The sequence below is a fragment of the Streptomyces sp. O3 genome, assembly GCF_054788135.1.
The window spans coordinates 1-26,988 of record NZ_JBTVYK010000044.1 but is presented as its reverse complement, the minus strand read 5'-3'; the positions used below and the strand labels follow the sequence as shown (position 1 = coordinate 26,988).

The window sequence follows — 26,988 nt, the reverse complement described above, 5'->3', positions numbered from 1 at the left end:
CCATCCGTTTCAGCGGGTCGGACCTTTGGGGTCGGACCTTTGACCCGGAGCCTTGGGAAGGAACGATCGACATGGCGACCAAGATCGCGGTTGTTTACTACTCCGCCACCGGAAACGTGCACGAGCTCGCGCAGGCCGTCGCCGAAGGCGCCGAGAAGGCGGGCGGCGAGGTGCGGCTGCGCCGGGTCGCGGAGCTCGCCCCGGCCTCGGTCATCGAATCCGTACCGGCCTGGCGCGACCACCTGGCGGCGACCAAGGACGTCGAGGAGGCCACCCTGGACGACCTGGCCTGGGCGGACGCCTACGCCTTCGGCAGCCCGACGCGCTTCGGCAACATAGCCAGCCAGCTGAAGCAGTTCATCGACACGACGAGCGGGCTGTGGCAGCAGGGCGTCTTCGCGGACAAGCCCGCCACCGGGTTCACCAGCGCGGCCAACCAGCACGGCGGCAACGAGTCGACCCTGCTGGCCCTGTACAACACGCTGCACCACTGGGGTTCGCTGATCGTCCCGCCCGGCTTCACCAGCCCGCTGGTCTCCGCCGCCGGTGGCAACCCGTACGGCACCTCGCACGCCTCCGGCGCCGGCGGCCCGGTCGGGGACGACGTGCTGGAGGCGGCGCGCTACCAGGGCGAGCGGCTGGTCACGATCGCCGACCGGCTGCGCGTGGCCTGATCAGCGCGCGTACGAGCCGATGCCTCTTGACTTATCTGAAATAGGGAGGAAAATCCCAAATACACCAGAAAACCAGAGCGAGCCGCACAGCTGGCGAAGACGTTCGCCGACTGACCCACTCGTTGGCTCTGGCCAGGCCCCCGGCAGATCCTCTCGATCTCGGAGTTGGCAGCGACGGCTGAAACTCGCGGATACGAGGAGGGCTACCGGGGACTGCATATCCGCAATGTGCGCACATACACCGAGGGGCTCTGCCGAAGACGGCGGGGCCCTTCGAGCGCGGGCCCTGTGAGCAGGGCGGTACCATGCGCTCATGCGTATTTCGCCGTGTCTGAGCTGGTGGCGCTCCGTATAGGAGCGGCCGCATCTCACGCATGACCGGGCCGTTCGGATGGACGGCCCTTTCGCGTTCCCTGGATCACTGGATCACTGGATCACTGGATCAGGGGTGGATGCCGTCTCCGGGCGGCCGTACCGACCCCACCACCAGGAGACCGCATGAACACCGTTCCCCAGCTCGCGGCCCAAAGCCCCGCGGCACTGGAAGAGCTGATCCGCGAGGACCCCAGCCGATTCCGGGTGCTGACCGGCGACCGCCCCACCGGCCGCCTGCACCTGGGCCACTACTTCGGCACCCTCCACAACCGCGTACGTCTGCAGAACCTCGGCGTGGAGATGTTCGTGATCATCGCGGACTACCAGGTCCTGACCGACCGCGACGTCGCGGACCACCTCACCGAGCACGTCGAGGACCTGGTCCTGGACTACCTCGCCATCGGCGTGGACCCCCAGCACAGCACGATCTTCACGCACAGCGCCGTGCCCGCACTCAACCAGCTGCTGCTGCCCTTCCTCAGCCTCGTCTCCGTCGCCGAGCTGAACCGCAATCCGACGGTCAAGGACGAGATCGCCCACTCCCGGCAGTCCTCCGTCAGCGGCCTGATGTTCACCTACCCTGCCCACCAGGCCGCCGACATCCTCTTCTGCAAGGCCGACCTGGTCCCCGTCGGCCAGGACCAACTCCCCCACCTGGAACTCACCCGCACCATCGCCCGCCGCTTCAACGACCGCTATGGCGCGGGCGCGCCCGTCTTCCCCGAGCCCGCCGCCCTGCTGTCGCGCGCACCGCTGCTCCTCGGGACGGACGGCGCCAAGATGAGCAAGAGCCGGGGCAACGCCGTCACCCTGGCCGCCGACGCGGACGAGACCGCCCGGCTGATCAAGGGCGCCAGGACCGACTCCGAACGCCACATCGCCTACGACCCCGCAGGCCGCCCCGAAGTGTCGTCCCTCCTGCTGCTGGCGGCCCTCTGCCAGGACCGCACCCCCCAGCAGGTGGCCGACGACATCGGCTCCGCCGGGGCCGCCGCGTTGAAGAGGACCGTGACAGAGGCGGTCAACGAGTACCTGGCCCCGATCCGAGCCCGCCGCGCCCAGTACGCGCGGGACCGCGGCTACCTGCGCCGGACGCTGCGCGAAGGCAACGAGCGAGCGAGAGCCGTGGCCGATGCCACGCTCGCCGAGGTCCGCACCGCCATGGCCAGCCACTACTGACCGGCTCCACGCCGCGCCGGCTCCGCCCTTCGACGACCAGGATCTCAGCTCACGACTCCAGCAGCCGCTTCAGCGCCGCCAGGTCCTGCCGGTTCGCCCGGCGCATGGCGGCGGCCAGCACCGGCGCCCCGATCCGCGCGAACCCGGCTGGCTCGCCACGGTTCCGCAGGGTCATCCGGGTACGCGCGGCGTTCACGGGCTCCCAGATGTAGGTGGTCTCCATCGGGAACGGACCCTCGGCGGTGCGCATCACCAGCCGCTGACCGGGCACCAGCTCGACCACCTCGTACGTGTAGTTCAGCTGCCGACCGAGGAAGTGCGCGACGAAGGCGAGCTTCGAGCCGACCCGCAGCGGCGGCTCGGTCCGCCACCGCACCGACTCGATGTTGGCGTACCACTGCGGGGCGTGGGACGGGTCGCCCGCGTACTCGGCGACCTCCGGGCACGGGCGCTCGATCTCGATCTCGGTAACTACGTCCACCGGCATAGCCACGAGTCTTCCGCACGTGAGGGGTTGCCCCCAACACGCTTTCCGAATGTTCGTCTCAGGGTTCGACTGAGGCCGGGCGCGTCCTGACCTGCGGCAGAGCTTGCGGGCGGTCTCTGCCCGGACCGCAGCGGACGGAGGCGAATGCAACCAGAACTGCAACCATTGAGCCCAGCCCTGTTCACACCTTGCGCCAGGCGGTGAGCAGTTCGTCGGGGCCGTAGGCCGCCTGGAGACCGGAACATCTGATCCCGCTGCGGGAGACCGCCACGAGCGGTACTGGCTCGCCGGTGACCGCCGCCCGATGCTTCTGCAGTGCTGCCAGGTCGTGGCTGTCGAACGCGGAGTTCTCCAGCCACTTGACCGAGCCGATGAAGAGCAACTGCTTGGCCACCGGCTGCCGGTCGGCGCCCACCAAGTCGATTTCCACGTCGTTGCTGCGGGTCCAGTACCCGCCGATCGCCGGGGCGGCGGGCAGGAGCCCGTCCGGCAGGAGGCGGGCGAGGGACTCCCGGACGAGGGGTTCGATCGCGCGGCCCCGCCAGCTCATCCACTGCTCCTTGATCCGGCTCAGAGTGAGATCCCCTCGCATCCGCTCGATCTCCGCCATGTGCGGATCCAGAAACGCGAGCCAGAAGCGCAGGTAGGGGTCGGCCACCCGGTAACGGCGTTCCTTCGACGGCCTAAGCGAGAGCGGCAGCTCGGCGGCCACGACCCTCTTCTCGGTCAGGACGTCAGTGGCTCGGGTGAGAGTGCTGTGCGCGATGCCGCCCGCCGCGCGAGCGATGTTGGTGAAGGTTCGCTCCCCGGATCCGATGGCCCGCAGGACTTCCCTGCTCATCGCCTGCGGTGGAAACTCCGCGGCCAGTGACCGTTCAGCGGAGACCAGCAGCGCCGAGATCGGGTTGTCCAGCGAGTCGCGGAGGAACTCCCAGACATCCGCTCCGGCCCGCCACTCAGCACAGATCAGAGGTAGACCTCCCGTGATCAGAGCGGCGTCGAACGCGGCCGCCGGAGACAGGCCGAGCATTTCGCCGATGTCGGCCGGGTTCAAAGGTCCCACGATCATTTCCCGGCCCCGCTGGTGAAAAGGCCGGTCGTAGCTGTTCAGCGCCTCCATCATCGACAGATCGGACCCGACCAGGAGGAGAAGCACCGGCTTGCGGCTGAGCAGCCGGTCCCATGCCCGCTGGAGCATGCCCTCGAAGGCGTCGATGCGGTCCATCAGATACGGAACCTCGTCGATGACGACGACGCTGGGAGTGTCGTCGGGAAGGATCTCCGCAAGCAGCCTGAGCGCCGCGTTCCACTGTTCCGGGGTCTCCTCCGAGAACAGTTCCCGCTCCGGCAGGGTGGATCGGGCGACGGCGTCGAGCAGCTCCGTCAGCTCGTCCTCCGCCGTGCCGCCCGCCGCGGTGAAGAAGAGGTACGGCGTCTCGGTCCGCCGGATGAACTCCTCGACGAGGCTGGACTTGCCGACCCGCCTCCGTCCGCGCATGAGGATGCACTGACCGGGTTTCGCTGACCCGGCGGCGTCGTGAACCGCCTGCAAGGCGTTGCCGAGCACGTTCAGCTCGCGTTCCCGCCCGATGAAACGACGCATGTAGGCTCCCGATCAAGATGGTATCCCTAGCGATACTATCTCCAGCGATACCATCTTGCTTTCGCTCGGGCATGAGACTCATGACGCTGTGGATATGGGAGTGGGGAAGGTTGGTCGCGTACTGGCGACCGATGGGTGTCTTCGGCGCTCGCGGCGCACGGTGAGGCGAGCGACGCTGTGGGTGGACTGCCGCTGATCAGGGCCGTCGGGGCCAGTGGCGCGAGCGCGGCGAAGCGGGGGTTCTGTCGAAGGGATCGCCGGGGCGGCTGAAGCGGCACGGCTGGTCCTGGCAGCAGCCCGCCCGCCGGGCGATCGAGCGCGACGACGCGGCGGTCGAGGTGTGGAAGAAGGAGACCTGGCCGCGTGCCAGGTACCTGGGGCCGCATCGGGCACACGCCGGTCGTCCGCGTCCGTGGACGGGGGGCCGGCCGGGCCTCGATGGCCGACATGGCCTGCTACAAACCGGGGCAGAGGTCCCGGCTGATCTACGCGATCCGTGAGTGCAGGGGCCGCAAGGGCGAGCCGAAGGACTTCACCTGGCGTGACTTCCGCGACCTGATCGTCCGGGCCCGCATCCAGCTCGGCGGACCGATCGTGCTCGTCTGGGACAACGCCCCGTCAAGCGCAAGCTCAAGCAGATCCAGTACCGCCCGCACCTGGTCGACGGCTGCCTCACCGACACCGGCCTGATCATGGACAGCTGGCCGACATCACGCGTTCAAATTCAGTAGCGGTCACGGTCTTGGATCAGGAGTCCCCAGTCCAGCGCCCACCGGGCGCCTCGTGCGAGGCCGGGGCCGACAGCGCCGAACAGGATGAACTGCGATTGGCTCGGCACGGCCGCGGCTCGGCGCACGAGCAGCTTTCGGGCCGTCGCCGGGGGCTGTCGCGACCACCGCGACGACCCTCCCGGTTGCTGTGGTGTTCCACGAGTGCGGCCAGTCGTTGCGGCTTGTGCCCGGAGGCTTCACGCCCACTGCCGTCGGCATGCCGCGCAGTTCGTCGGAGGCTGTGCCCGCGAGCAGCTGCTCCAGCGCAGCAACCAGCACCAGGGCACGTACGCAACCGGTCCACGCCGAAGAGCCGAGCCGCAATCGCGGCTCGGCTCTTCGTTTCGCCTGTTCAGGCGGGTGCGGAGGATACGAGATTCGAACTCGTGAGGGGTTGCCCCCAACACGCTTTCCAAGTCTTCGCCTGGCCGTCCCGCACCGGTCGTGGGCGTCCTGACCTGCGGCTGAGCGAATGCTGGCCGGTGATCTGGACGCCTCCGGACGGAGGTGAATGAGACCAAAACTGAGACCACGCGACTGGTGCCGACCGCAGTCCCGCTCAGGTACTCATGCCTCCACGCACCGCGACTTCTGCCGAGAAGCCGGCGTGCTTGAGCGGAGCCGCGGCCTCGATCATGCCGACGAGCACCGTGTGTGTCACTCGCAGCTGTGGACTCAGCTCCGCGCCTTCGCCGAGCATGTAGAGGAAGCATTCGCGCTCCCGCTCGCACATGGTGTCGCGATCCCAGACCTTCGCGATCTCGAAGTGGCTCGCGGTCATGTGCTCCAGTGCGGCTTCTCGGGGCATTCCCTCGTCACCGGTTTCCTTGACGAGATCCCAGAGTTCGACGCCGAGGTCGGAGGGCGACCTTCGTCGGGTCTTCATCGCTGTCCTCCTTCCCCAGGGCCGACGAGCTGGGCGAGTTCTTCGTATATGTCGGACTGGCCGGTGGTCACGACGTGTTCGCACCAGTCGCAGACGGCCCGAACCTTCTTGATGCTGTCCAGGACTGCCTCTTCCTCTTCCGTGGTCAGCATCTCCCCCTGGGCCTGCACGACTGCGTTCTGCATGGAGATGCAGAAGCCAGTGCACTCGCCGAGGATTTTCAGCACGGCAGAGGGGGTGTCGTGGCAGTTGACCGCTGGACCGGTGAGCGTAGGAGATTAGTCGGACTCTGGCTCTCCAGGGTCGGGGTGGCTCGGAGGCGTCGGCAACTCGGCCTCCTGCTGGAGTACTAGTTCCGACAGTTCTCTGCCCATACCGTTATACGTGCTCCGTGCACGGTGGTGGTGTTGCAGGGGGTGAGGTAATCGTCCAGGGCACGGCGCTTGGTGACCTCTTCGGGGGTCTCGTCGAGGGGCTGCCCCAGGGGGTCGGAGAGTACGACGACCCGGTCCACATCATGCAGTTCGTTACGGATAGCGGGCGGTGGCTGTTCGGTGCCGCGCAGGGTCCCGGAGGCTTCAGGGCTGTCGGCGAGGGCGATATCGTTCAGTGACCGGTACAGGGGCCGGTCATGAAGGAGCCAGTCACGGCGCCGGGCCGGGGCGAACAGGACCGCGTCACCGGGCCCGGTGACGTCCCCGACAGCCGCTGCTACGGCGGCGGCGTCGTCTTTGCGGGCCTCGGGGCCGCGCAGCTGTATGTGCCAGGGCACTAGGACCGCCGCGACGGCCACGGGGACGGCGGCGCAGGCGGCCCTGCGGCGGGTGGTGAGGTTCCGGTACCGCCCGAGTGCGTGATCTGCCGTGGCCCCGGCGAGGAGGGCGAGCCCGCACAGCCAGTACAGGACGTATCGGTCAACGTAGTAGGGCTTGATCATTGAGATGGTGATGAGGAGCCCGGCGGGCAGGATGAGGAGCGCGAGCCCGGTGGTCCTGACCCGTGGGGGGGCCAGCCGTGAAAGAAGCCACCCGGCGCCGGCGGTGGCAAGGAACCCCGCCCACTGGGCTATGCCGGGGCGGGACAGCCAGGACAGCTGCGCACCAGCCTGACCGGCGGTGAGTGCGGCCAGCGGCAGGCACCCGGCCGCCACGGTGGCGCCCGCGAGGAGGAACACGGCCCGATAGCGGTGGGGACGGACGACGAACCAGTGGGCGACCAAGGCCAGGGCGGCGAACAAGTGCAGCCAGCACGCCAGGACCATCAGGAGCGTGTAACCCACCTGGTGCCGGCGCAGGTCGCCTCTCAGGCCACGGGCAAGGAACCAGGTGGCCCACACCACGCACGCGGAAACGGCGGCGTACTGACGTCCCTCCTGCGCGTAATACTGCACAGGGGGAAGGACCGCGTATACGACTCCGGCGTACAGGCCGGTACGGGGGGTGGCCAGTTCCCTGCCGAGCGCCGCGACCCCTGCCGCCGCGCACACCGTCGCGGCCACCGACACGGCGCGCAGGGCGACGGGCCCCCCGTCCCACACCGTTAGCCACCCGTGCATCAGCAGGTAGTAGAGGCCGTGTACGGCGTCGATGTTCTGTACGAGTGCCCACAGTTCGGGAAGGGTGCGGTGGGCGGCGGCTTCGGTCACGGCCTCATCGCGCCACAGTGAACCGCCACGGGATATCCCCCACGTTCCAAGTACGCCTGCGACGAGAGCCGGTAGAAGCGCGACCGGCCACCGGCCCCTCACATGTGCAGCGGGGGGCCGGTGGCCGGTGGTGTTCTGTTGTGCCGTGAAAATGGTGTCGCTCCCCTACCGGCCGTCGAGTAGCCGTTTGGCTCGTGCTACGCGCTGCTCGTTGGCCTTCTTCAACTCGCGGAAGTACTGCGTGTTTTCCCGGATGGCCTTAGTCTGCATGCGCTCCTCCGCCGCGTGCCAGGCCGGTATGAGGCCGGTCTCAGCCTTGCACGCGACGTCGGCCGTGGCGACGGCCGTTTCGCCCTTGGCCGGTTCGTCGCTTTCCCCGCGCCACCACCGGGGGTCGTCTACGGCTGCGAACGGGCTAGGGTAGTCAAAGCCCTTGCCACGCATGCAGGAGCTCCACCGCTTCACCCTCGCCGCGACTGGTCCGTTCTTCTGTGCTTCGTCCATGATCTTGTCGGCCATGTCGTTGAACCGGGTCCGGCCGGGGCTCTTGATGCCGCTCGTGATACGGCCCCATGCCGCCTTCCGGCATGTGTCCGCTGCTTTGGCTTCCTTGCCGGACAGAGCGACCATACGTTCCCGTTCCCGCTCCGCTACGGGGTAGCGGTTCAGGAGCCGGGGCGGGGCGTGGTAGCCGAAGCGTTCCGCGACGAGGGGCTCGGCCGCGCCGTAGCGGCGCCGGTTGACGACCTCTACCGCGTCCTTGGGTCGGTCGATGGCCGCCCAGCTGTAGCCTTGGCGTTCCATGCAGTCCCCGGTTATGGCGTCGAGCGCGTCACCAATGGTGTAGTGCTCAGCCAAAGACGGGGTGAACTCGTCAAAGGGCAAACCCAGTTCGCGCACTACTCCGGCCGCCTCGGGTACCGAGACGCCGGGCTGGCCGGTGTCCGGGGTTGTACCGCATGCGGGAAGGACGGCCAGGGGCAGGGCCGCCCACCACATGCGCGGTCCTTCCCGCACGCCCGGTCAGCGGAACTGTACGGAGCTGACGTTGTTGTCCATGCCGTTGTTGGACAAGTCCTTGTCGACGTCACCGGGGTCGGACAGGTACGTACGCCCGTTGTACCCAGCGTGCTGGTGCAGGACCACGGTCCGGGAGGACCAGTTCTTGACAGAGCTGATGCCGTCATTGACAGACCCGCCGCCGCCGACCCAGTAATTGTTTGTCAGGTTCGAGTCGCTGCCCTCGAAGAAGGCCCACTTCCCCTTGTAGTCGTCGTGCTGGTAGACGTAGAAGGTTCCGTACTCGGCCCGCTCCGCGCTGTCCTGGCCTGCGGCGGCGGTAGGAGCCAGTGTGAGGAGCGTAGCGGATGCTACGGCGGTAGCGGCCCCGAGTATCTTGCCGACGGTGAACTTCAAGGTTGGTGTCCTCTCGGTGGCGCAGCCCGTTACAGGGGGGTGCCCCGGGCTCGCGGTGGAGTGCTTTACGACGCACAAGATTCAATGCGTCACATCCATCAGAGTCAACGAAATCCGACCCGTTTGGCTTGAACACGCTTCACCCCGTGGCGGCGGGGGCCTGGTAGAGCGGTTTTCGCCACCAACTCCCCTGCCAGTAGGGGCCGGTAGCGTCCGACAATAGGTGGTTGACCGGGTGCGCGGGGGCACGTTGAATCGACACCGATCACGCAGCCTCACCCAGCACAGGGAGCACAAGCATGCGTTCACGCCTCACCAGAGCACTCGCCAGCACTGCCATTGCCGGTGGCCTCATCCTCGGCGCCTCCGCAACCGCAACTGCTGCCCCAGACGGCGCCGACCGCGCCACGGCCGGAGGGTTCAACGTCTACCAACACGATGACTACAAGGGCGAGTGGCAGGTCTTCTGGGAGAACGCCTCGAACCTGAAGTACGTCTACTGGTCCGGCGACTGGGATGCCCCTGTCAATGACGGCATCAGCTCCGTCAGGAACTGGTCCTCCCGGACCGTGGTCCTGCACCAGCACGCTGGGTACAACGGGCGTACGTACCTGTCCGACCCCGGTGACGTCGACAAGGACTTGTCCAACAACGGCATGGACAACAAGGTCAGCTCCATACAGTTCCGCTAACCGGCAGCCCCGTACCTCAAAGCCGGTATTTTGCTTTCCAATGGCTGAGAGCCGAGAGAGGACTGGGCCGGTGGGCTCTCCTCCGTGACGCTCTCCCCGGTCGCCGACCGGGGCATGAGGTACAGGGCCGAGCGGGTTCAGCGGGTCGAGCTTATCGAGCCCGACTAGCAGCCAGTGTGCGACAACACCATGGGATGGGTTGTACAGAACGGGACTACCCGGCACCTCCGATATGAGGTGGACCCAACGGACCGCATACTGGGCCCGGTTAGCTACCCGGGCCGCGCCGTCGCTCAGGATGCCGCAAATGCCCTGCAGGCTACCACCGGGCAGGCGAACCAGTGACCGTATCTCCTGGGATGCGGCTCACGCCGTACACGTCGCCCGCACCCCAGGCCGGTACCTGTTGACGACCCACCCCGATCTATACCGAGGGCTTGACGTTACGGTCGTTCGGCCCTGACGGGTATTTACGACACCGGCCCGCTCAACCTCTGTGTTGAGCAGGCCGGTTCGCGTACGGGCGGGCCCTGTGGTGCGGCTTCGTGGACCTCACCCCGGTACTCCAGCAGGATTTCGGTGTCTGACCTGGTCTTTCGCCGGGTGGCGGGAGTGTAGCGGGTCTTCGGTCGTGCGGGGGCGGTCTCAGGGAGACCGCCCCTCGATCGTGCGACAACGCCGCAGGTAGTGACAGCGGCGGGGCAGCCTCCGAGGGTGATCACCGAGTATGCCGCCGCGCAGTGGGACGTCGAACTGGACGATCTCTTCCTGACCATCGGGCACCGCTTCGGCCGAGTCGAGCTCCGCCGCCGCATGCGTGACTACGTCCGCGGGCTGCTCGCCCCGGTGGCCCGCAAGAACAGCTGGCAGCTGGCCGAACAGGTCGGCCACCGCACACCCGACGGCCTGCAGCACCTCCTCGCCGGATCGAAGTGGGAGCCCGATGACATCCGCGATGACCTGCAGGAATACGTCGCCGGCAAGCTCGGCGAGGCTGGCGGCGTGCTGATCATCGATGACACCGGGTTCATCAAGAAGGGCACCACCTCCGCCGGGGTCCAGCGCCAGTACTCCGGAACCGCCGGGGCCTGTGTCGGAATAACTGTCAGAGTTGATCTGCGTAGGTGTCGCCGTCTGACGTTAGGCGGGCTCGGAGTTGGGACAGGGTGCGGGCGGGGGGTCCGGGTAGCGGTGTGACCGCGATGCGGTGCAGGTCCAGGAGGCGGTGGCCGTCTTGGAACTGGTTGGACAGGTTGGTGCGGGTGACGTTCAGGAGCTGGGCCAGAAGTGTGCTGGTGACGGCTCTGCGGCGGCGTAACAGGGCAGTCAGTAGGCGGTGGTAGTGGTCGAGGCTGCTGATCTGTGGGTGGAGGTAGCTGCGTGGGCGGCGGAAGCGTCGTTGGAATGCCGCCTCGGCCAGGGCGTCCCAGTACGGTTCCGAGACGGCGACCAGGCGGTCGAACGCGGATCGTGACATCCCGGTCAGGGCCGGGTCGCTGAGCATCGCGGTCAGGGCGGGATTGATCCGTTGTCGGCTCGGTGCCGGCTCGGGGAGCCGGGGTGCGACCGGTGCCAGGGTGTAGTTCCAGCTGCCGTGAAAGGCGTGGGGTGTGATCGGCAGGGCATGGAACTCGGCGGGTGGCACTTCGGTGCCCAGGTCGTATCGGCCGGTATCGAGTTCGGCTCCGATTCTGAGCCCGGCGCGGGTGGTCGTGGCGGCGATCGTCTCGATGACGGTCTCGTAGCTGGTCAGGGGCCTGCCACGCCAGTTCGCGGTGATGTGGCAGAACATCCGGTGTTCGATCTTGTTCCACTTCGATGTTCCGGGTGGGAAGTGGCAGACCGTGATCTCGAGCCCACTTTCCAAAGCGAAGGCGGTGAGGTGCTTCTTCCATGTCCAGCGGCGGGGGTCGTTGGAACCACCGCAGTCGGCGGTGATCAGCAGCCGGGCGGCGTCCGGGTGGTCGTCCTGTCCACGTTGCTGCCACCAGCGGCGGATGGATTCCACCGCGAACTCGCCCGTGTCGTGGTCGGTCCCGACGTTGACCCAGCCGGTGTTGCGGGCGATGTCGTAGATCCCGTAGGGGATGACCACGGGCTGGTCACTGGTGATGAACGTGTGGCAGTCGACACGGATGGGGTTCTTGCCCGGCCGCCAGATCCGTCCGGGTCGATCGCGGCTACCGAGCCACTCCTTGGCCTTGGTGTCCACGCTGATCACCGGCTGGTCGCCCTCGAGGAAGGCCGCGGCGGTGGCGTTGATGTGCGTGAACTGGGCATCACGGTCCGGATGACTGGCGCCTTCCGTGGTCTTGGCGGTGCCCTGCAGGCTGTATCCCAGGGAGTGCAACAGGCGTCTGACGGTCGCCGCGCTGACCGGGTGGTTTCGCATGGTCAGCGCAGAGGCCAGCGAACGGAATGAAAGCGTGGTCCAGCGCAACGGCGAGACCGGATCACCCCGTGTGTGCGGCTCGATCAGAGCTTCAAGCGCGGGCAGCAGACCGGGGTCGGTGACCGTCAGCGGCTTACGGCCGGCTCCTGGAGCCCGGATCCGCCCGGTCGGCAAAGGATGCCCGGACAACTCGGCGATCCCGCGTGCGACGGTTGCCGCACTGGCACCAGAAGCGGCCGCCACCAGCGTGATCCCGCCGTGGCCAAGCGCGGCAGCTTCGCTGGCCAGGTAAATCCGCCGGCGTCGCTCATCGAGATGAGGAAGGAATTGGTCGAACTTCGCCCTCAGAGCCACAACCGAAGCCTGAGCAGCCGCACACGCAGTCACACCTCAGTGTCCCGCCAACATCCGTTCATCGAGCAGTAATTGAAATACAGGCCCTGGGAGGCAACCAGCGCTTTCGTCGCGGGCAGCGCAGCCTTCTTGGCGGCGACGCCGAGTAGGCCGAGGGCGTCGGTCGGGTGGCCCGAGGCAGGTCGTCAAGCCCATGGTCAGCGCCTGCGTTTGCGAACGCGGACGAATAGGAAGGCGAATGCCAGTAGGGCGACGTTGGCTAGCACGATCCCGATGGCGATGTTGACGGCCGTCGGCATGAGGCCCACCCCTTCTTCCCTGGCAGCACTGCGGTATCTCCCGGCGGCCTGCCGTGGTGTGTCACTTGTTGTGCCGGGGTGTGGCTGTGAGCGTGCGAGCCGCCAGCGCGAGCGTGAAGAGTGCTGTGGCTGAGGCCCACTGGGTGGGCGTGGTCTCTTCCCGCATGATGACAGCCCACCAATAGTAGCCGGGTTCGGACGGTGGGTAGCCGAACATCATGGAGGCGAGTGTCAGGGCTATGGGCGGTACCCAGACGAAGTATGGGTTGCCGTAGAGAACCACCAGGATACCCAGAGCGGCGTGGATGAGGACGTTCCGGGCCACGGACTGCCAGGACACGGGAGCGCCGGTGATCTGGCCAAGGTTGACCGCGAGGACGGCCAGAAGCGTCCAGCTCAGGGCCCAGGCCGCCCGGGCGGCTTGGGCCCTGAGGGGATCAGGCAGGGGAATGCGCGCCGCATTGTCCGTGGCCGCCGCTGCTCCCGTCCCCGCGATCGCGGGCAGCAGGAGCAGGAGTGACACAGGGGACTCGAACAGAAAGCTGGCGAACCCGACCACACTCAGATGTGCCCCGGCTACCGCGGCGAGGGCTGCCACGCCGATGAGCAGGACCGCGGGTCGCGTGGCATGGACAGCGGCCCAGGCCCGAGTGGTGCGCATTGCGGCTATCCGTCCAGGTCGCAGCGGGCGAAGTGGCGCTTGATGTCTTCCACTTGCTGCGGAGTGAGGATCTCGACGGGAACCGGATAGTCGTTCACGTCGACTCTGACGCCTGCCAGGTGGAGCCAGGTGGCCTCCAGGGACATCTGCCGTTCCCAGTAGGCGTCAGCGGGCAGGTCACCGGTGTAGAGCTGTTCGCAGTGTGAGGGCTGCACAAGCTCGGTCACCGTCTCCCGCAGGCTGATCTTTCCGGACACGTAGGTGTCGTCGGGGATCTCCAGCGCCGCGGTGTCCGGCCGGGGCACACGGTAACTCCGGCTGATCTCCTCGATCTTGGCGGGGATCAGCTGCGGGTATCCGCCCTTGCGGGCCGCCTCCACCAAGGTGGCGACCCTGGCCTCGACCGAGTCGGCGAATCGTTCGTGCTCGGTGTACAGACACACCTGGGGTGTGGTCTCGGAGCAGTTCGTAGGCGGCTGCGGCATGGCCTCCAACCGGTCGGACGGAAATACGAAGGGACCGGCCGCGATGACGGCCACAGCACAGGCGGCCATGGCTCCGCCCACGGCGGTCGGGAGGCGGACCCCAGAGCGCGTCCGCAGAGGGAGCAGGAGAAGTGTGGCCGCGGTCAGGGCCAGTACGGCTGCCTGCGCGAGGATGTAGGTCCCGTGGTAACTGAGTCCGAGGCGGGAGACCGTGGCCGCGCCCAGCGCGAAGAGCTCGAAGCGTCCGTGGCCTCCGCCGCCGCCGAGGAGGTAGATCGCGGCGAAGCCGGCGCCGGCGCCCGCGATACCGGCCAGGATGGGAGGGGTGAAGCGGCCTATGGCTGAGCCCGCGGCCGCGTACCACGCGATCGCCGCGCACTGGACGAGGGCCGCGACGACCAGCCATCCCCATCCAGCTTCGGCGTAGCGTACCCCGCCGACGACGAATCCGGTGGCGACAGCTACCAGATGCACACCGATCACCGGGCCGGCGCACCAGGCGGCGGCGCGGAGGTAGGGCCGCCAGGGCTGGGGGGTAGCCAGGACCAGGTGGATGTTGCCGGGCCGGGACAGCCGGGAGGCGTCCACGGCGGCCGCCCCCGCGCACAGGGGGCCGATGATGAACAGGGCGATGGCGAACCACTCGACGGTCCATACGCTCTCGCCTCGCCAGGGCATTCCGCGCTGGAGGTAGTTGGTGACTTCCAGCACAGTGGCGGGCAGGGCGACCCAGGGCCCGATCTGGGTGCGCAGGGTGTACGTGAATCGCTTGTTCATGCCGGTTCTCCCATGAGGGAGGCGATAGCGCGTTCCAGTTCGGTGTCTCCGGGGGCGTCGTCAGCGGAGAGTTTCTCAAGGCCCGTGATGTCGCCGTCGTAGGCGACGCTGCCGTCGTTGAGCACGATGACCCGGTCAGCGAGTCCGCGGATGTCCTCGACCAGGTGGGTGGAGACGATCACAATACGTCCGGTGCCGAGTCGGGAGATGGTCTCTCTCAGGGCGATCCGCTGGCGGGGGTCGAGGCCAGCGGTGGGCTCATCTAGCAGGAGCAGGGCCGGGTCATGGATGATCGCGTGGGCGATGCCGAGGCGTCGCGCCATGCCGCCCGACAGCTGCCGGATCTTCCGTTTGCGCTGTTCGGTCAGGCCGGTGTGTTCCAAGGCTGAGCTGACGGCCTGGTCACTGGCGGAAGAAGGCAGCTTCTGCAACCAGGCCACGTAGTACAGGAACTCCTCGCAGGTGGCGGCCTTCGGAAGCTCCGGGTCCTGCGGCAGATAGCCGAGGCCGGCGTTCCCGTCCCCGGTGAGGCTCAGCTCTCCGGCGGTGGGTTTGTCCACATGCGCCACCAGACGGAAGAACGTTGATTTACCGGCCCCGTTGGGCCCTACGAGGCAGGTGACGCCATCAGCGATGTCCAGCGTCAACGGGCCGAGCGTGAATGCTCCCCCATGGTCCTTGATCACGTCCTGGCACACGAGATGATTCGTGCTCATTCCGGCAACACTCTCTGTCGGCACAGGAGCGCCCGCCCACTCACGGGGCGGGCGCCCTGGCGGCGGGTTCGGATCAGTACTGGGTGCCGCTGGTGTAGGACCACCCGGTAGACGGGTCCGAGCGCCACGGGACGTCGAGCTTCGCCTGGACGCGCCCGCGCGCGTAGTCCGCCGCACCGGACACGCCGGTGGACGCCTTGTAGTACTTCCAGCTGCTGCTGGAGTGGTGCCTGGTGTGGGTGTCGTCGTGGTTCCAGTACGACTGCGTGCAGGTGGTGTACTTCGGCTGAACGCAGTACCCGGCGTTCACCTGTGTCTCCAGCTTGACGAACACCTTGTGGTTGTGCGCGTTGTTGAGTCGGCTGTAGCTGTACACCTTCGATCTGGTGCCGTCGGCACCGTTGTAGACGCGCCACTTGCCGTAGGCGTATCCAGTGCTGCCATAGCCCGTCACCTTGAGCGCACTGCTCTTGGTGTTCCAGGTGTGGTACTCGCCGATCGCGGCGGCTGAGGCCGCTGTACCGCCCACAGCAAGAGCGGTCAGGGCTCCGGCCGTTGCTATTCGGCGCAGGATCTTCCGGCGTGATGCCACGGAAGTCTCCCCCCTTCTTTTGTTCGGTTTTGGACAGATGGTCAATTCCATCCAGGCCCGGTCACTGTCTGGGCCACGCCCGGACAGCCGACAACGTAGCCGCTCGCGTTCGCCCGAACTGCCGAGTGAGCCGACTTCTGAGGGTTCCTTGAGGTTCTGAGGAGTCCATGTCAGGAAAAAGCTCTGCTTGCGCAATGACTCCGCGCGACCGGTCGTATACAACGCCACCCCCCCACGCGCCATCAGCCACCTCCGCACTCCGCCGCCAGCCTCACGCCGGTCGACGGCGGATGGGTCGTGCGCGAGGGCGGGCCGGTGAAGCTGTGGCAGCAGGTCGAGCGAGTCCTGGACGCCTACGACGCGGTCGGCGCCCGGGCCGGGGACGTTCACGCTGCATGTCTACGACGGCGGGCAGCACCTGCGGCACCCGCAGCTGCCCGGCCTGCCGCTGCCGGCTATGTTCCGCCCGTTTGTGCGGTCATCGCCGACGAGCGGAGGCGTTCACCGACCGGGCCGTTGGCTGTGCGGCGGGCGCTGGGGGCGGGGTGCGCCGGGTGTCTCGCACGGGCGTGTCCTGGGGGCTTTGCGGGGCGTATCCGGGCAGGTCCGCGGTGCGGCGCAGGCGCCAGGCGAGGACGTCGCTGATGGATTCGGCGGTGTCCAGTTCCCTGCGGGCGGAGGCCTCGACGAGGAGGGCCTGGGCGTTGTGGCCTGCCTGCATGGCGTCGGTGAGGGTGGCGGCCAGGGCGTCCCAGCCGGGCTCGGCCAGGATGGTCTCGGCGAGGTCGGGCAGGGCGGCGCGCACGGTGGTGGCGTGGTGGCGGCGCAGGGACGGGGCGATACGGCGGCCGCGCTCGCGCAGCACCGCCAGGGGTTCGGCGGCGGCCTGCTGGTAGGCCGCTTGCAGGTGCTCGGCGGCCCGGTGGGCAGCCTTGGCCTGCTGGGCGTGCTGGCGCTGGGCGTGCCAGTGCGCGGCAGCGATGGCGAGGAAGAACAGCATGTCGATGGCCATGGCGGTGCCGGCTCCGTCCTCGCCCCGGCCCAGTACGGGTCCGCTGTACACCAGGTCGCGGGCGGCGCGGCGCAGGTCCTGTGTGTGGCGGAACTCGGCGCGGGTGTGGGAGCGGGAGGCCCGCTCGAACTCCCAGGCGGCCTGGCGCAGTGCGGTGCGGGTGTGGAGGGCGGAGGTCTTGGCGAGGGCGTCGAGGACTTCACCGGTCGCGGCGATCTGCGCGGCAACTGCACCATCGTCGCCGCTGTGGTCGAGGACGAGCAATGCCTGCCAGGACGCGTGGGCGGTGGTGCGCCGGGCCGCGGCAGGTGCCGACCGGCGGGCGGCGGAGGTCTCCGGCCGCTTGCTGTCGGCGGTCTGCGGTGCGGCGGGGTCGGTGGTGAAGCGTTCCTGGACGCGGGGCAGGGACAGGTCGGGAGCGAGGGTGGAGCCCGCGTAGTACACCGGTTCCTTGTCCTTGTTGCGGTCGTCGGGCAGGGCGACCTTGTAGCCCTTCAGGTCGCCGGAGGGCAGCACCCTGGTACGTACGAGAAGCCCGGCGTCCTTGAGGCGGCCGAGGAACTCGTCCGTGGAGGTGGCGCCGGCCAGTGCGTGGCGGACGGTGTCGCGCAGTTCCTCGCGCGCGGCCCGGTCGCGGCCCTGGCGTTCGGCCTTGTGGCGTTCGGCGCTGGTGGTGCGTTTGGCGGCGGTGCCGTCGCCGGGGGTGACGCGATGGAGACCGTAGTCGGTTTCGATGAGGCGGGCTTCGGCCTGGGCGCGTTTGCCGGAGCGGTGGTGGTCGGGACGGCGGCCGTCTTCGCGTACGAGGGTGGCGATGATGTGGATGTGGTCGTCCGCGTGGCGCACGGCCGCCCAGCGGCAGCCCGCGCCGTCGCCGGGGTCGATACCGGTGGCCGCGACCATGCGGCGGGCGATCTCGGCCCACTGCTCGTCACTCAGGACCGGGTCGTCGGGGGCGGCACGCACCGAGCAGTGCCACACATGCTTGTCGGGCCGCTGGTCTGCGTCAAGCAGGTGCAGGGGCTGGTCGAGGAGCTGCTGGAGGTCCCTCTTCGTAGCCTGCGGGTCGCGGCCGGGGTCGGGGGCCATGTGGTCGAAGGAGGCAACCAGGTGCGGGTCGACGTGCTCCTCGCGGGTGCCCTTGCCGTAGAGGTAGCGGAGCAGGCCCAGGGTGCTGCTGCCCTGGCGGTGGATGCTGGGGATCAAGCCGCCTCACCCTCCTGCTCCTGGTGGTTGGTGACCCGGTCGGCGGCCTGCTTCACGGCGCCTGCCGCGCGGTGAATGTCGGCGAGTACCTCCTTGAGATGCGGTACGTCGCCACCGGAGTTGAGGGCCTTGGCGACCTGGTTGAGGTTGCTGCCGGCCCAGCCGAGCTGGCGGCGCATGGCGAACAGCTCAGTGAGCACGTCGCGTTCGGTGGCGATGGTGGCGGCGGTGCGGGACTGATCGCGGGTGGCGGCCAGCGCACAGTGGGCGAGGAAGCCGGCCACACTCATGCCGACGGCGTCGGCGCCGGCCTGGATGAGGGCGTGCTCTTGATCGCTGAGGCGCACACTCTGGGCGGGACGCTGCTTCTTGTCGCGCGGACGTGCCTTCCCCTTGATCTTCGTCCGGCGCTTACGGCCGGCCTTCCCTGGCTGCGATCCGCCCTCGGTCGCAGCCCTCCCGTCCGGCGCCCCCTGGTGCCGGACGGGCCCCGCCACCCTCGGGGCGGGGTCGGGTTCGGGCGCTCCCCCTACGGGGGAGTGTCCGAACCTCCAACTTGCTGGCGTGGTGGCTGAGGTGGTGGTCGTCTGCTCCTGGGGCGTGGGGTGTTCGTGGTGCTGGTCGTGCATGGGATGTGTCTCCATGGGGCTGTGGGGTGGCGTGGCCGTACGCGAGGTCGCCTGGGGGAGGGGAGGCGCTGTTCGTTGCCCAGCGGATGCCGCGGGCAGCGCCTCGGCGCAGGTGGCCTGGCGGTTGGCGGAACCAGGGTGAAGATCCGCAGAGTGGCGGGAGAGGCGGAGAAGCGTTTTGGGCGGTGCCCGGCGTTGGCGGGTGGCGCTCTGGCAACGCCGGGCAACAGGGCGTTCCGCCAGGGCCGCCAGCGCGGGGTGTTCCACCTTGGCGTTTATGTGGCGGTGGCGGTGGCGGTGTTGTTGGCGGAGGCGAGTTCCGCCGTGACGGCCTCGGCGACCTCTTTGGCGCGGTCCTTTTGGATCGTGTAGTTCTGGGCCCTGACGTTTTCCTCCAGAGTGGTGCGCGGGACCGTGCCGCCTTCGGCGCCGATGGCGCGAGCCGTCGCCCACAGCACCTCGTCGGGAACCGTGGTCTTGCGCCCGCCCTTCTTGGGCTTCGCCTTGGCCGGTGGCGTTACGGGGGTGACGGTCTGTGCCTCAGCTACGGGTGCGGCGGCCGTGGCGGAGGGCGCGGCGCTGGCGTCGTCCGGTACCGGCGGGTGTGGGCGGGCACCGTCCTCGGCCCGCGGTGCTGCTTGCGGGCGGGCTGTACGGTCAGCAGCCTCGCTGCCCGCCTCCGACGAGTGCGGGTGGCCCGTCGCCTGCTCCCTCTCCGGGGACGTGACACGCGGGCGGCTGTGCTCCACGACGTGGTCGGGGTGTGAGGTTGGGGCGTGCCAGCGCGGCGGCAGTGCGATGGAGGCGAGGCCGAGAGACTGCTTACGGGTGGCGAGCTTGCGGAGCAGTAGCTCGTCCTGGAGCGCATCACTATCGACGTCGGCCCGCTCCAGGGCCTCGTGGAGGCGCTCGGCCAGGCGTCGTCCGCGCCACTTGTCGCGCTGCTTGTCGGTCAGCGCCTCGGCGCGGAGGATCAGGGCGACGGCTTCGCTCAGCGCGCGCTCGCGGATGAGCCGGGCGGCATCCGCGTCCTGGTCGGCGATGCCGAGGCGGGCCAGCAGGCGTTCGCGGGCCTGGCGGACGAGGACGGCGGCCAGGCTGTGCGAGGCGGCGTCGGGGGTGCGGTGGCGCAGCTCGATGCCCATGGCCAGGTGCCACAGCATGCCGGCCATGACCGGGCCGATCAGGGCGCGCACGGTGCCGCCGATGAGCCCGAACTCGGCGTAGGCGGGGATGATCTGCACCCCGGTGATCACCCACACCAGCACCCCGGGCAGGCCCGGAGCCCGTGCGGGGCCGTTGAGGTTCTCGCGCGCCATCAACGCCGTGGCGAACAAGGCCACCTCGGCGGTGGCGAACATGAAGGCGCGCTCGACGGTGCTGCCCATGTCCAGGTAGTCGGCGGCGAACCGCCAACTGGTGTCCGCGCTGTAGGCGGTGCAGCCGACCGCCGCCACGGCGGCCACCCGCACAGCGACGGTTGAGCGCCAGCGGCTGGCGCCGGGTGGCTGCCGACGCTGCTGCCGCCTCAGCCACGCGGCGAACAGGATGAGGAGCACGAGCAGCGCGAGCAGCACCGCGGTCAGGGCGGGCGAAGTGACCCAGTGCGGCAGGAGCGGCGCGCTTTCGCCGTCGGCGCTCAGGAGCGCGGTGTCGGCAAGGGGCATACGGGTCCTTTCAGGGGGTGAGAGTGGTGGAAGAGGGGGCGTCCACGGTGGGGCGTACACGCGAGCCCCCTTCTAAAGGGGGGCTCGCGCGTGAACGCCTGGGCATGTGAACGGCGTGTACGGTCGCGTGACCGCCTGACCTGGGGTTTCAGTGGCGAGCGTGTGCGCCGTGGACGGCTTTCGGGGCCGTGTACGCACAGGGGGTGCGTGTACGGTCGCGTGAACGGTCCGGGCCCCGGCCTGGGGTGGTCAGGACACGGCGCCGATGTGGCGTGCGGAGGCGCGGTAGCGGGTCTGCTGGCCGCCACCATTGCCGCCCGCGGCACCTTCGGCCTTGGTGGCCAGTCCGGCCTTGACGAGCCGTTCCAGGTGACGCCGTGCCTTCTCCACCTCGGCTCGGCCTGGCTCCGGCTCGCCGCAGAGCACCTCGGCCATCTCCCGTACGGTCAGTCCGTTGCCCGCCGCACGCAGCAGCGTCACCGGGTCGAGCGTGGGATCGACGGTGCTGGTGCCGTTCTCGTGGTCGTGGATGACCTGGAGCGGGCCGACCTCGCCGGTCGCGAGCTTGAGGTGGTGGATGGTGACAGCCAGGTCACCGGGCTTGCCGTTGATGAACAGCACGCTGCCGGTGCCGGACGTCAGCCAGGTGGAGCCGTAGACTTGGTCCAGGGCGGGACGTTGGGCCTTGGGGGTCTCGGCGCCGGACTTGCGCTGGTGGTGCATCTCCAGAACCTCGACGCCATTCTGGAGGGCCCGCCCGCGTGCGTTGTTGTACGCGACGGCGAGGGCATCGTCGACCATGGTGCTGACGGCGTCCTTGAGACTGTCGACCACCAGGGTGTCAGCCCCGTGGGCGGCGGCCAGATCGGCCAGGAGGTCGGGTTCCTTGTCGAGAGCGGCGGGCAGCGGGCCCTGCCACACGGCGAGCCGTTCACGCAGGACGGCCTCGTGCTCGTCGCTGATCCCACGGGCCAGAGTGCGGGCGATCTGTGTCGGCCGGTCGATGGCCAGATACAGCACCCGCTTGCCGGGGACCACGGGCATGCCGAGTACCGAATCCGCCAGGCCGATACGTGCGAGCACGACTTGGTGGGTGAGGGTCGTCTTTCCGACACCGGGCGGGCCCACGATCATCAGGCTCTCGCCGGACGCCCACGCGGTCTGCTCCGGCGTGCCCCAGATTGGATGGGTCTCGGCGGCCTTGGTGACGAAGTCCCAGCCGTTGACGACGTAGCGGGACAGCCGCCCGGTGCCGGATGCCAGGGCACGTTCGCGTTCGGCGCGCACATCGGCCTCGGCGGTGCTGCGTATCTCATCCGGATCGGCACCTGGCTCCACGGCGCGCTGAACCAGACGCAGACCGGTCTCGCGCAGGCGGCGCAGGTCCGCTTTTCGCCGGACGATTCCCGCGTAGTAGGCGGCGCTCCCGGTTGGTGACGCGGCGTCGGCGAGCTGGTGCAGATAGGAGGCTCCACCGATTCGGTTGAGGTCCCCGCTGCCGTTGAGGTGCTCGGTCAGGGCGATCGGATCTGTGGGAGCGTCCGCGGACCGCAGCGCCAGCAGCGCACGCCAGACCGTCTCGTGCGCGGGCCGGTAGAAGTCGGCGGCGTCCAGGATGCCGCGTACCTCGTCGACCTCGCTGGTCTTGAACATGCAGGCGCCCAGAACCGCACGCTCGGCGTCCACGGCGTGCGGAGGCTCGCCACCGCCGCCGAAGGGCACGGTGGTCTCGTCGATCTCGTGATCGAATGGATTCTCTTGTCGCGGGGCCCTACTCTGGGCCATAGAGCTCCTCACCCGGCAGGCCATATGGGGCGGCAACCCCGGCCGGGCCGGTTGGATCGTTCAGGGATGGGCGGTCGTTCGGCGGGGCTTTCGCTTGGGCCCTCGGTGTTCGCGCCGGGGGCCGTTTGCTTTTCACCGGCACGTTCACCTGCGTCCGGCGGTGGACGACGAACCATACCCAGAGAACTTCGGGAACGCAACGACTTGCATTCGGTTCCGCAATGAGGTTCACTCTTGACCCTGGCCGCAGTAGCCCCTGCTGCGCCGAAGGGAGGTGGGACGTGAGCAGCAAAGATGACGCGGCACGCGCCGGTCCCGACCGGCCTGTACCCGAGGACTACGTCGCCGAGCGCATCAAGCAAGAGCGCGAGGCCCGAGGCTGGAGCACGGTCGTCCTGGCCGAGAAGATGGCCGAGGCCGGCCATCAGCTGAACCAGGCCGCGATCTGGCGCATCGAGAGCGGCAAGCCACGGCGTCGGGTCAACCTCGACGAGGCGCTCGGCTTCTGCAAGGTCTTCGGCCTCGCCATGGACGAACTGACCGCCCCACCCATGAAGTACGCCGATGCCCTCGTCCGTGAGCTCGTCCGTGAGCGTATCGAGAGGTCCCACGCGCTCGCTCGCCTGCAGAAGGACGCGCAGCGCCTGAAGCGCGAGATCCGCGACCTCGACTTCGAGCTGGACCACTTCGCCAACAACGGCGAGGAGCAGAAGGCCGAGCTCGATCAGCTGATACGGCTCGAAGACAACGCGTGGCTCCGGCAGCACAAGCCCGAGTTCGCCCGGGGCCGCGAACGTGACCAGGCTCGGAGGCAGGCCCGCGACACCTGACCCCTGAGGTCTATGGGTCTACGCCCTCGGTGCCGCGAGCGCCGAGACCTGGATACCCACCACACCCAGCACCGCCCATCCCTGAACGATCCAACCGGCCCGGCCGGGGTTGCCGCCCCATATGGCCTGCCGGGTGAGGAGCACACACCCTTGCCGCAGTCTCCCCTGCCCATTTCCCAGATCGCCCATGCCCTCGGCGTGGAGGACCACGCGCTGCGGGCGCTCATGGCCCAGGGCAACAACGCCCAGGGCGATTCCACCCTCGTCGGCCTCACCGTCGCCGAGGCCGCACGCCGTCTCGGCGTCGGCCGCACGAAGCTGTACGAGTACATCTCCTCCGGGGAGATACGTTCTGTCAAGATCGGCAGCCTGCGCCGCATACCCGCCGAAGCGGTCGGCGAATTCCTAGCCCGTCGCTACCGGGTCGCGGACTTCGACGCCGCGGCCTGAGCGGGGCGCGCATGGCAGACAACAAGAAGCCCCGTGAACCCCGCACGCCCCGCCAACCCAACGGCGCCTCCTCCATCTATCGTGGCAAGGACGGCCGTTGGCACGGCCGCGTCACCGTCGGCGTCAAGGACGACGGAACCCCCGACCGCCGCCACGTCGGCCGCAAGACGCGCGCCGAGGTCACCAAGGTCGTACGCGAGTTGGAGAAGCAGCGCGACTCCACCGGTGTCCGCAAGGCCGGGCAGACCTGGACGGTCAAGACCTGGCTGACCCACTGGGTCGAGAACATCGCCGCGCCCAACGTCGGCGAGAACACCATCGACGGCTACCGCGTGGCGGTCTACCACCACCTCATACCCGGCCTGGGCGCCCACCGCCTGGCGAAGCTGGAACCCGAGCACCTGGAGCGCCTGTACCGGAAGATGCAGGCGAACGGCAGCGCCGCCGGTACCGCCCACCAGGCGCACCGCACGGTCAAGACGGCGCTGAACGAGGCCGTACGCCGCCGCCACCTCACCATCAACCCCGCCTCGGTCGCCAAAGCGCCCAAGGTCGAAGAGGAAGAGGTCGAGCCGTACACGCTCGAAGAGGTCCAGCGTCTCCTCGCCGAGGCGGTGAAGGCGCGTAACACCGCCCGCTGGGTCATCGCGCTCGCGCTCGGCCTGCGCCAGGGCGAGGTCCTTGGCCTGAAGTGGAACGACGTCGACTTCGACGAGAGCGTGCTTTTCGTACGCCGTGGCCGCCTGCGGCCCCGCTACGAGCACGGCTGCGGCGACAAGTGCGGACGCAAGCCCGGTTACTGCCCGCAGAAGATCAACGTGCGGCGGGAGACGAAGGACACCAAGACTCGTGCCGGTAAGCGTTCGATCGGTGTGCCCGAGGAGCTGCTGAAGCTGCTGCGCCAGCACAAGGTGGAGCAGGAGCGCGAACGGGTCCTGGCCCGTGACCTGTGGGTAGAGAAGGGGTACGTGTTCACCTCGCCGACCGGCGAGCCGCTCAACCCCAACACCGACTTCCACCGGTGGAAGGACCTACTCAAGGCGGCGAAGGTCCGCGACGGCCGCCTCCACGACGCCCGCCACACCGCCGCGACAGTGCTGCTGATCCTCGGCGTCCCCGAGGCAGTCGTCGACCGCATCATGGGCTGGGAACCCGGCAAGTCCGCCCGGATGCGCCGCCGCTACCAGCACCTCACCGGCCAGGTGCTCCAGCAGACGGCCGCGAAGGTCGGCGACCTGCTGTGGGGGTCGAGGCCGCATGCGCCCGAACCGGCCCCTGGAGGTCCAGTGCCTGGCCCGAGCCAGCCCTCCGTTCCGGCGGAGCCGACGCTGTACGTGGCGCTCCTCGGCGAACGCCGCATCCCATTCCTGCACCGCGAGCACGCGGACACGGTGGCCACGCAGTGGGGCGTCGACCATCCAGGCCACCCTGCGGAGGTCGAGGAATGGGACCGGGAGAAATGGGAGGACAAGGGCCCCGGCGGCCTGCGGGCCATCCGCGACCGCATGCCCGACCGCCGGATAGTCCACCACGCCCACGCCGTGTACCTGCCCGGTGGCGAACGACTCAACATCGGCCGCGCTGAGCAGTGGTCGGTAACAGCCTGGGAGTTCGAGACCGACCTCTACACCGACCTGCCGATGCGCTGGCACACCACGCGCCGTCCCGGCATGGAGGTCGAGGCCCAAATCCGCGGCACAGACCGGGACGCTGTCACCGCCGCGTTCGACGAGGCTTGTGCACAGGCTGTGGACCGGGCGAGGAACCCGGAAAGGTACGGCGAGTGACCTAGAAGAGCTCTGGAAGGGGCTGTTGCGCGGAACTACGCGGCAGCCCCTTCGGCTTCAGCCTGCTGATGGAGGGCCAAATGCTCAGCATCAGGATCGCCCTGCCTTGTTGTGCTCGCGGTCGATGATGGCCAGGAACTCGGCGATGCTCTGCGGGCGTCTTTCGATCTTGTGTTGTGTTGCTTCCTCAATGATGGTTCGCCACGGCTCCTCTGCCGGCAGGAGAGGGATATTCGGCTGCGGCCACTGCCCGGTTAGAGCCCAGGCGGCGACTCGACCGAGGCTGTAGATGTCTGTTGCCGGTACAGAGAGGTCGTGCGGCCCGGCGGAGAACTCAGACGCATTCGACGTTGGGAAGAGCTCAGGCGGAGCGAAACCAGGAGTGCCGATGTAGGCGCCGGTGCGGCCGGCGACGGTCGTTTGGCCGCGTGGTCGGCGGACGGTGCCCCAGTCGGCCAAGGTCCAACGCCCGTGCAACAGAAGAATGTTCGCTGGCTTGACGTCGCGGTGGCGCCAACCGTGACGGTGCGCTTCTGCTAGTGCGGATGCCACCGCCTCGATCATCCTGCGGAGATGTTTTGGCTCCTTCAGGTGGAGGAACTGCTCTTCAGCAGTCGCGTCGGCCAGCGGCATCACGAACCAGTGGTGCTTCGCCTCAAAATCGAGGACAGGCATGACATGTGGGTGTGCGCTCAGGATGCGTGCGATCTCGATCTCACGCCCCATCCGGGCGACTGCTTTCTTCCAGCCAGAGGTCCTTCGCTTGAAAGCAATCTCGATGCCTGACGCTTTGTGCACCCCGCGGAACACTTCAGCTTGCCCGCCCCGCTTGGGTACGACTTCCAGGGCGTAGTCCTTCTTATGCCCTCGTGCAGCCTCGATCACCTCGCGATAGCGTTCCAGGTTTGGCGTAATCTCCTCCAGCGGACCTACAGCTCGTGCGAGTAGTCGTCGGCTGAACCGGTCGACGAACCGCTGCACAGACATGCCTTCTGACGGCTCCCGCAGTTCCGCGTCGGCGTACGAGGTGTATGCAATCTCGTCATAGAGCTCCTCATTGAGGAATTGGTTCAGCGCCGCCTCAAGCCTCGGCTGGACAGAGGAACTACTCCTGCCCTGCTCCCACATGATGAACAGTCCGAGCTGTGGCTGCAGCCCACCATTTTGCTCTGAGTTTCTTACCGCGAAGGCCCGTGAGGTTGCCTCGTGGATCCGGTTGGACAAGTTTTGCGAGGCTGAGAGCCCAGACTGTGCAGTGAACTCGATGGCGCCCAGCGACATTTCGTCCTTGACGATGACAATGTCCCACTGGCTGTCTCCCAAGCCGAAGGACGCTGGTAGGGAAGCCTCCCGCCCCGTCCGAATCCAGGAGCGGTCGATGCCACGTTCAACGAGTGCATCGACGGCAGAGTTGATGACGGGATCCCAACGGTGGCGACGGGTCAATTTGTCGGAATCAACCCAGTAGTCCTGCACCGCAGCTGCCAACGCGCCTGCCATCTAAGCTCCCTTGTTGAGTACCTACTAGCCGAAGGAGCCTACCTAGCCTCGCGCTTTCACGAGGTGGACTGTCCGACGGATGGTCAGGTAAGCGAAAAGTGCCTCTGACCAGCAAGAAT

General features: G+C 68.2%; 20 protein-coding genes and 5 pseudogenes. 8 read left to right on the top strand and 17 right to left on the bottom strand.

What is annotated here, in order from left to right; all coding sequences use genetic code 11:
• Positions 1-71: 71 nt before the first annotated feature.
• Both wrbA and trpS read left to right on the top strand, forming a co-directional pair.
• A complete protein-coding gene (gene wrbA, locus ACX6XY_RS21750; protein WP_460333213.1) occupies positions 72-674 on the top strand; it encodes an NAD(P)H:quinone oxidoreductase in 603 nt (200 codons plus the stop codon).
• A 498-nt stretch (positions 675-1,172) separates the two neighbouring features.
• Entirely contained in the window at positions 1,173-2,228 is a 1,056-nt protein-coding gene (gene trpS / locus ACX6XY_RS21745) for a tryptophan--tRNA ligase (protein WP_460333210.1), read from the top strand.
• Positions 2,229-2,277: 49 nt separating this feature from the next.
• Here trpS and ACX6XY_RS21740 read toward each other — a convergent pair whose 3' ends face one another.
• Positions 2,278-2,715: an SRPBCC family protein gene (locus ACX6XY_RS21740; protein ID WP_460333207.1), complete on the bottom strand. Its 438-nt coding sequence runs from the start codon at positions 2,713-2,715 to the stop codon at positions 2,278-2,280.
• 181 nt (positions 2,716-2,896) lie between these two features.
• On the bottom strand, positions 2,897-4,318 hold the full coding sequence (locus ACX6XY_RS21735) for an ATP-binding protein (RefSeq protein ID WP_460333204.1): 1,422 nt from the start codon (positions 4,316-4,318) through the stop codon (positions 2,897-2,899).
• 206 nt (positions 4,319-4,524) lie between these two features.
• Between ACX6XY_RS21735 and ACX6XY_RS21730 the strand changes: the two are divergent.
• Positions 4,525-5,049, top strand: a pseudogene (locus tag ACX6XY_RS21730) (winged helix-turn-helix domain-containing protein); the annotation flags it as partial.
• 598 nt (positions 5,050-5,647) lie between these two features.
• Here the strand turns inward: ACX6XY_RS21730 and ACX6XY_RS21725 are convergent.
• The 5 genes and pseudogenes from ACX6XY_RS21725 to ACX6XY_RS21705 form a co-directional block, all read right to left on the bottom strand.
• A complete protein-coding gene (locus ACX6XY_RS21725; RefSeq protein ID WP_460333201.1) occupies positions 5,648-5,974 on the bottom strand; it encodes a hypothetical protein in 327 nt (108 codons plus the stop codon).
• Positions 5,971-6,225, bottom strand: a pseudogene (locus ACX6XY_RS21720) (DUF6192 family protein); the annotation flags it as partial. The pseudogene ACX6XY_RS21720 and the gene ACX6XY_RS21725, both read right to left, overlap by 4 nt.
• A gap of 98 nt (positions 6,226-6,323) precedes the next feature.
• A complete protein-coding gene (locus ACX6XY_RS21715; protein WP_460333199.1) occupies positions 6,324-7,619 on the bottom strand; it encodes a glycosyltransferase family 39 protein in 1,296 nt (431 codons plus the stop codon).
• A 165-nt stretch (positions 7,620-7,784) separates the two neighbouring features.
• Positions 7,785-8,618, bottom strand: a complete 834-nt coding sequence (locus ACX6XY_RS21710; RefSeq protein ID WP_460333196.1) for a hypothetical protein — start codon at positions 8,616-8,618, stop codon at positions 7,785-7,787.
• 24 nt (positions 8,619-8,642) lie between these two features.
• Positions 8,643-9,035 carry a peptidase inhibitor family I36 protein gene (locus tag ACX6XY_RS21705; protein ID WP_460333193.1) on the bottom strand — a complete coding sequence of 131 codons (393 nt, stop codon included), beginning with the start codon at positions 9,033-9,035 and terminating at the stop codon, positions 8,643-8,645.
• 299 nt (positions 9,036-9,334) lie between these two features.
• Between ACX6XY_RS21705 and ACX6XY_RS21700 the strand changes: the two genes are divergently transcribed.
• Positions 9,335-9,727 (top strand): peptidase inhibitor family I36 protein, encoded by a 393-nt coding sequence (locus ACX6XY_RS21700; protein ID WP_460333190.1) that lies wholly within the window; start codon positions 9,335-9,337, stop codon positions 9,725-9,727.
• Positions 9,728-10,441: 714 nt separating this feature from the next.
• A pseudogene (locus ACX6XY_RS21695) lies at positions 10,442-10,813 on the top strand (transposase); the annotation flags it as partial.
• Here the strand turns inward: ACX6XY_RS21695 and ACX6XY_RS21690 are convergent.
• From ACX6XY_RS21690 to ACX6XY_RS21650, 9 genes and pseudogenes are all read right to left on the bottom strand, one after another.
• Positions 10,813-12,506 (bottom strand): annotated as a pseudogene (locus tag ACX6XY_RS21690) (ISAzo13 family transposase); the annotation flags it as partial. The pseudogenes ACX6XY_RS21695 and ACX6XY_RS21690 overlap by 1 nt on opposite strands.
• Positions 12,507-12,833: 327 nt before the next feature.
• A complete protein-coding gene (locus ACX6XY_RS21685) occupies positions 12,834-13,433 on the bottom strand; it encodes a hypothetical protein (protein ID WP_460333187.1) in 600 nt (199 codons plus the stop codon).
• Positions 13,434-13,438: 5 nt separating this feature from the next.
• The gene (locus ACX6XY_RS21680; protein WP_460333185.1) at positions 13,439-14,695 is read right to left on the bottom strand and encodes a hypothetical protein; all 1,257 of its coding nucleotides are present in this window, start codon (positions 14,693-14,695) and stop codon (positions 13,439-13,441) included.
• Positions 14,692-15,411 (bottom strand): ATP-binding cassette domain-containing protein, encoded by a 720-nt coding sequence (locus ACX6XY_RS21675; RefSeq protein ID WP_460333182.1) that lies wholly within the window; start codon positions 15,409-15,411, stop codon positions 14,692-14,694. Before ACX6XY_RS21675 ends, ACX6XY_RS21680 begins: the two co-directional genes overlap by 4 nt.
• A 73-nt stretch (positions 15,412-15,484) precedes the next feature.
• A complete protein-coding gene (locus ACX6XY_RS21670; protein ID WP_460333179.1) occupies positions 15,485-16,003 on the bottom strand; it encodes a hypothetical protein in 519 nt (172 codons plus the stop codon).
• A gap of 478 nt (positions 16,004-16,481) precedes the next feature.
• Positions 16,482-18,221, bottom strand: coding sequence for a relaxase/mobilization nuclease domain-containing protein (locus ACX6XY_RS21665; protein WP_460333176.1), 1,740 nt, complete (start codon positions 18,219-18,221; stop codon positions 16,482-16,484).
• The gene (locus tag ACX6XY_RS21660) at positions 18,218-18,850 is read right to left on the bottom strand and encodes a plasmid mobilization protein (protein WP_460333173.1); all 633 of its coding nucleotides are present in this window, start codon (positions 18,848-18,850) and stop codon (positions 18,218-18,220) included. The genes ACX6XY_RS21665 and ACX6XY_RS21660 overlap by 4 nt, the downstream gene beginning before the upstream one ends.
• 275 nt (positions 18,851-19,125) lie before the next feature.
• A complete protein-coding gene (locus ACX6XY_RS21655) occupies positions 19,126-20,517 on the bottom strand; it encodes a hypothetical protein (protein ID WP_460333170.1) in 1,392 nt (463 codons plus the stop codon).
• Between the two features lie 249 nt (positions 20,518-20,766).
• Entirely contained in the window at positions 20,767-22,302 is a 1,536-nt protein-coding gene (locus ACX6XY_RS21650) for a DnaB-like helicase N-terminal domain-containing protein (protein ID WP_460333167.1), read from the bottom strand.
• A 281-nt stretch (positions 22,303-22,583) separates the two neighbouring features.
• Between ACX6XY_RS21650 and ACX6XY_RS21645 the strand changes: the two genes are divergently transcribed.
• The 3 genes and pseudogenes from ACX6XY_RS21645 to ACX6XY_RS21635 all read left to right on the top strand — a co-directional run.
• On the top strand, positions 22,584-23,132 hold the full coding sequence (locus ACX6XY_RS21645) for a helix-turn-helix domain-containing protein (RefSeq protein ID WP_460333164.1): 549 nt from the start codon (positions 22,584-22,586) through the stop codon (positions 23,130-23,132).
• Positions 23,133-23,282: 150 nt separating this feature from the next.
• Positions 23,283-23,582, top strand: coding sequence for a helix-turn-helix domain-containing protein (locus ACX6XY_RS21640; protein ID WP_460333161.1), 300 nt, complete (start codon positions 23,283-23,285; stop codon positions 23,580-23,582).
• 11 nt (positions 23,583-23,593) lie between these two features.
• Positions 23,594-24,865 (top strand): annotated as a pseudogene (locus ACX6XY_RS21635) (tyrosine-type recombinase/integrase); the annotation flags it as partial.
• A gap of 594 nt (positions 24,866-25,459) precedes the next feature.
• On the opposite strand, the gene ACX6XY_RS21630 reads toward ACX6XY_RS21635, so the two are convergent.
• Positions 25,460-26,869 (bottom strand): protein kinase domain-containing protein, encoded by a 1,410-nt coding sequence (locus tag ACX6XY_RS21630; RefSeq protein ID WP_460333158.1) that lies wholly within the window; start codon positions 26,867-26,869, stop codon positions 25,460-25,462.
• Positions 26,870-26,988: the final 119 nt, after the last annotated feature.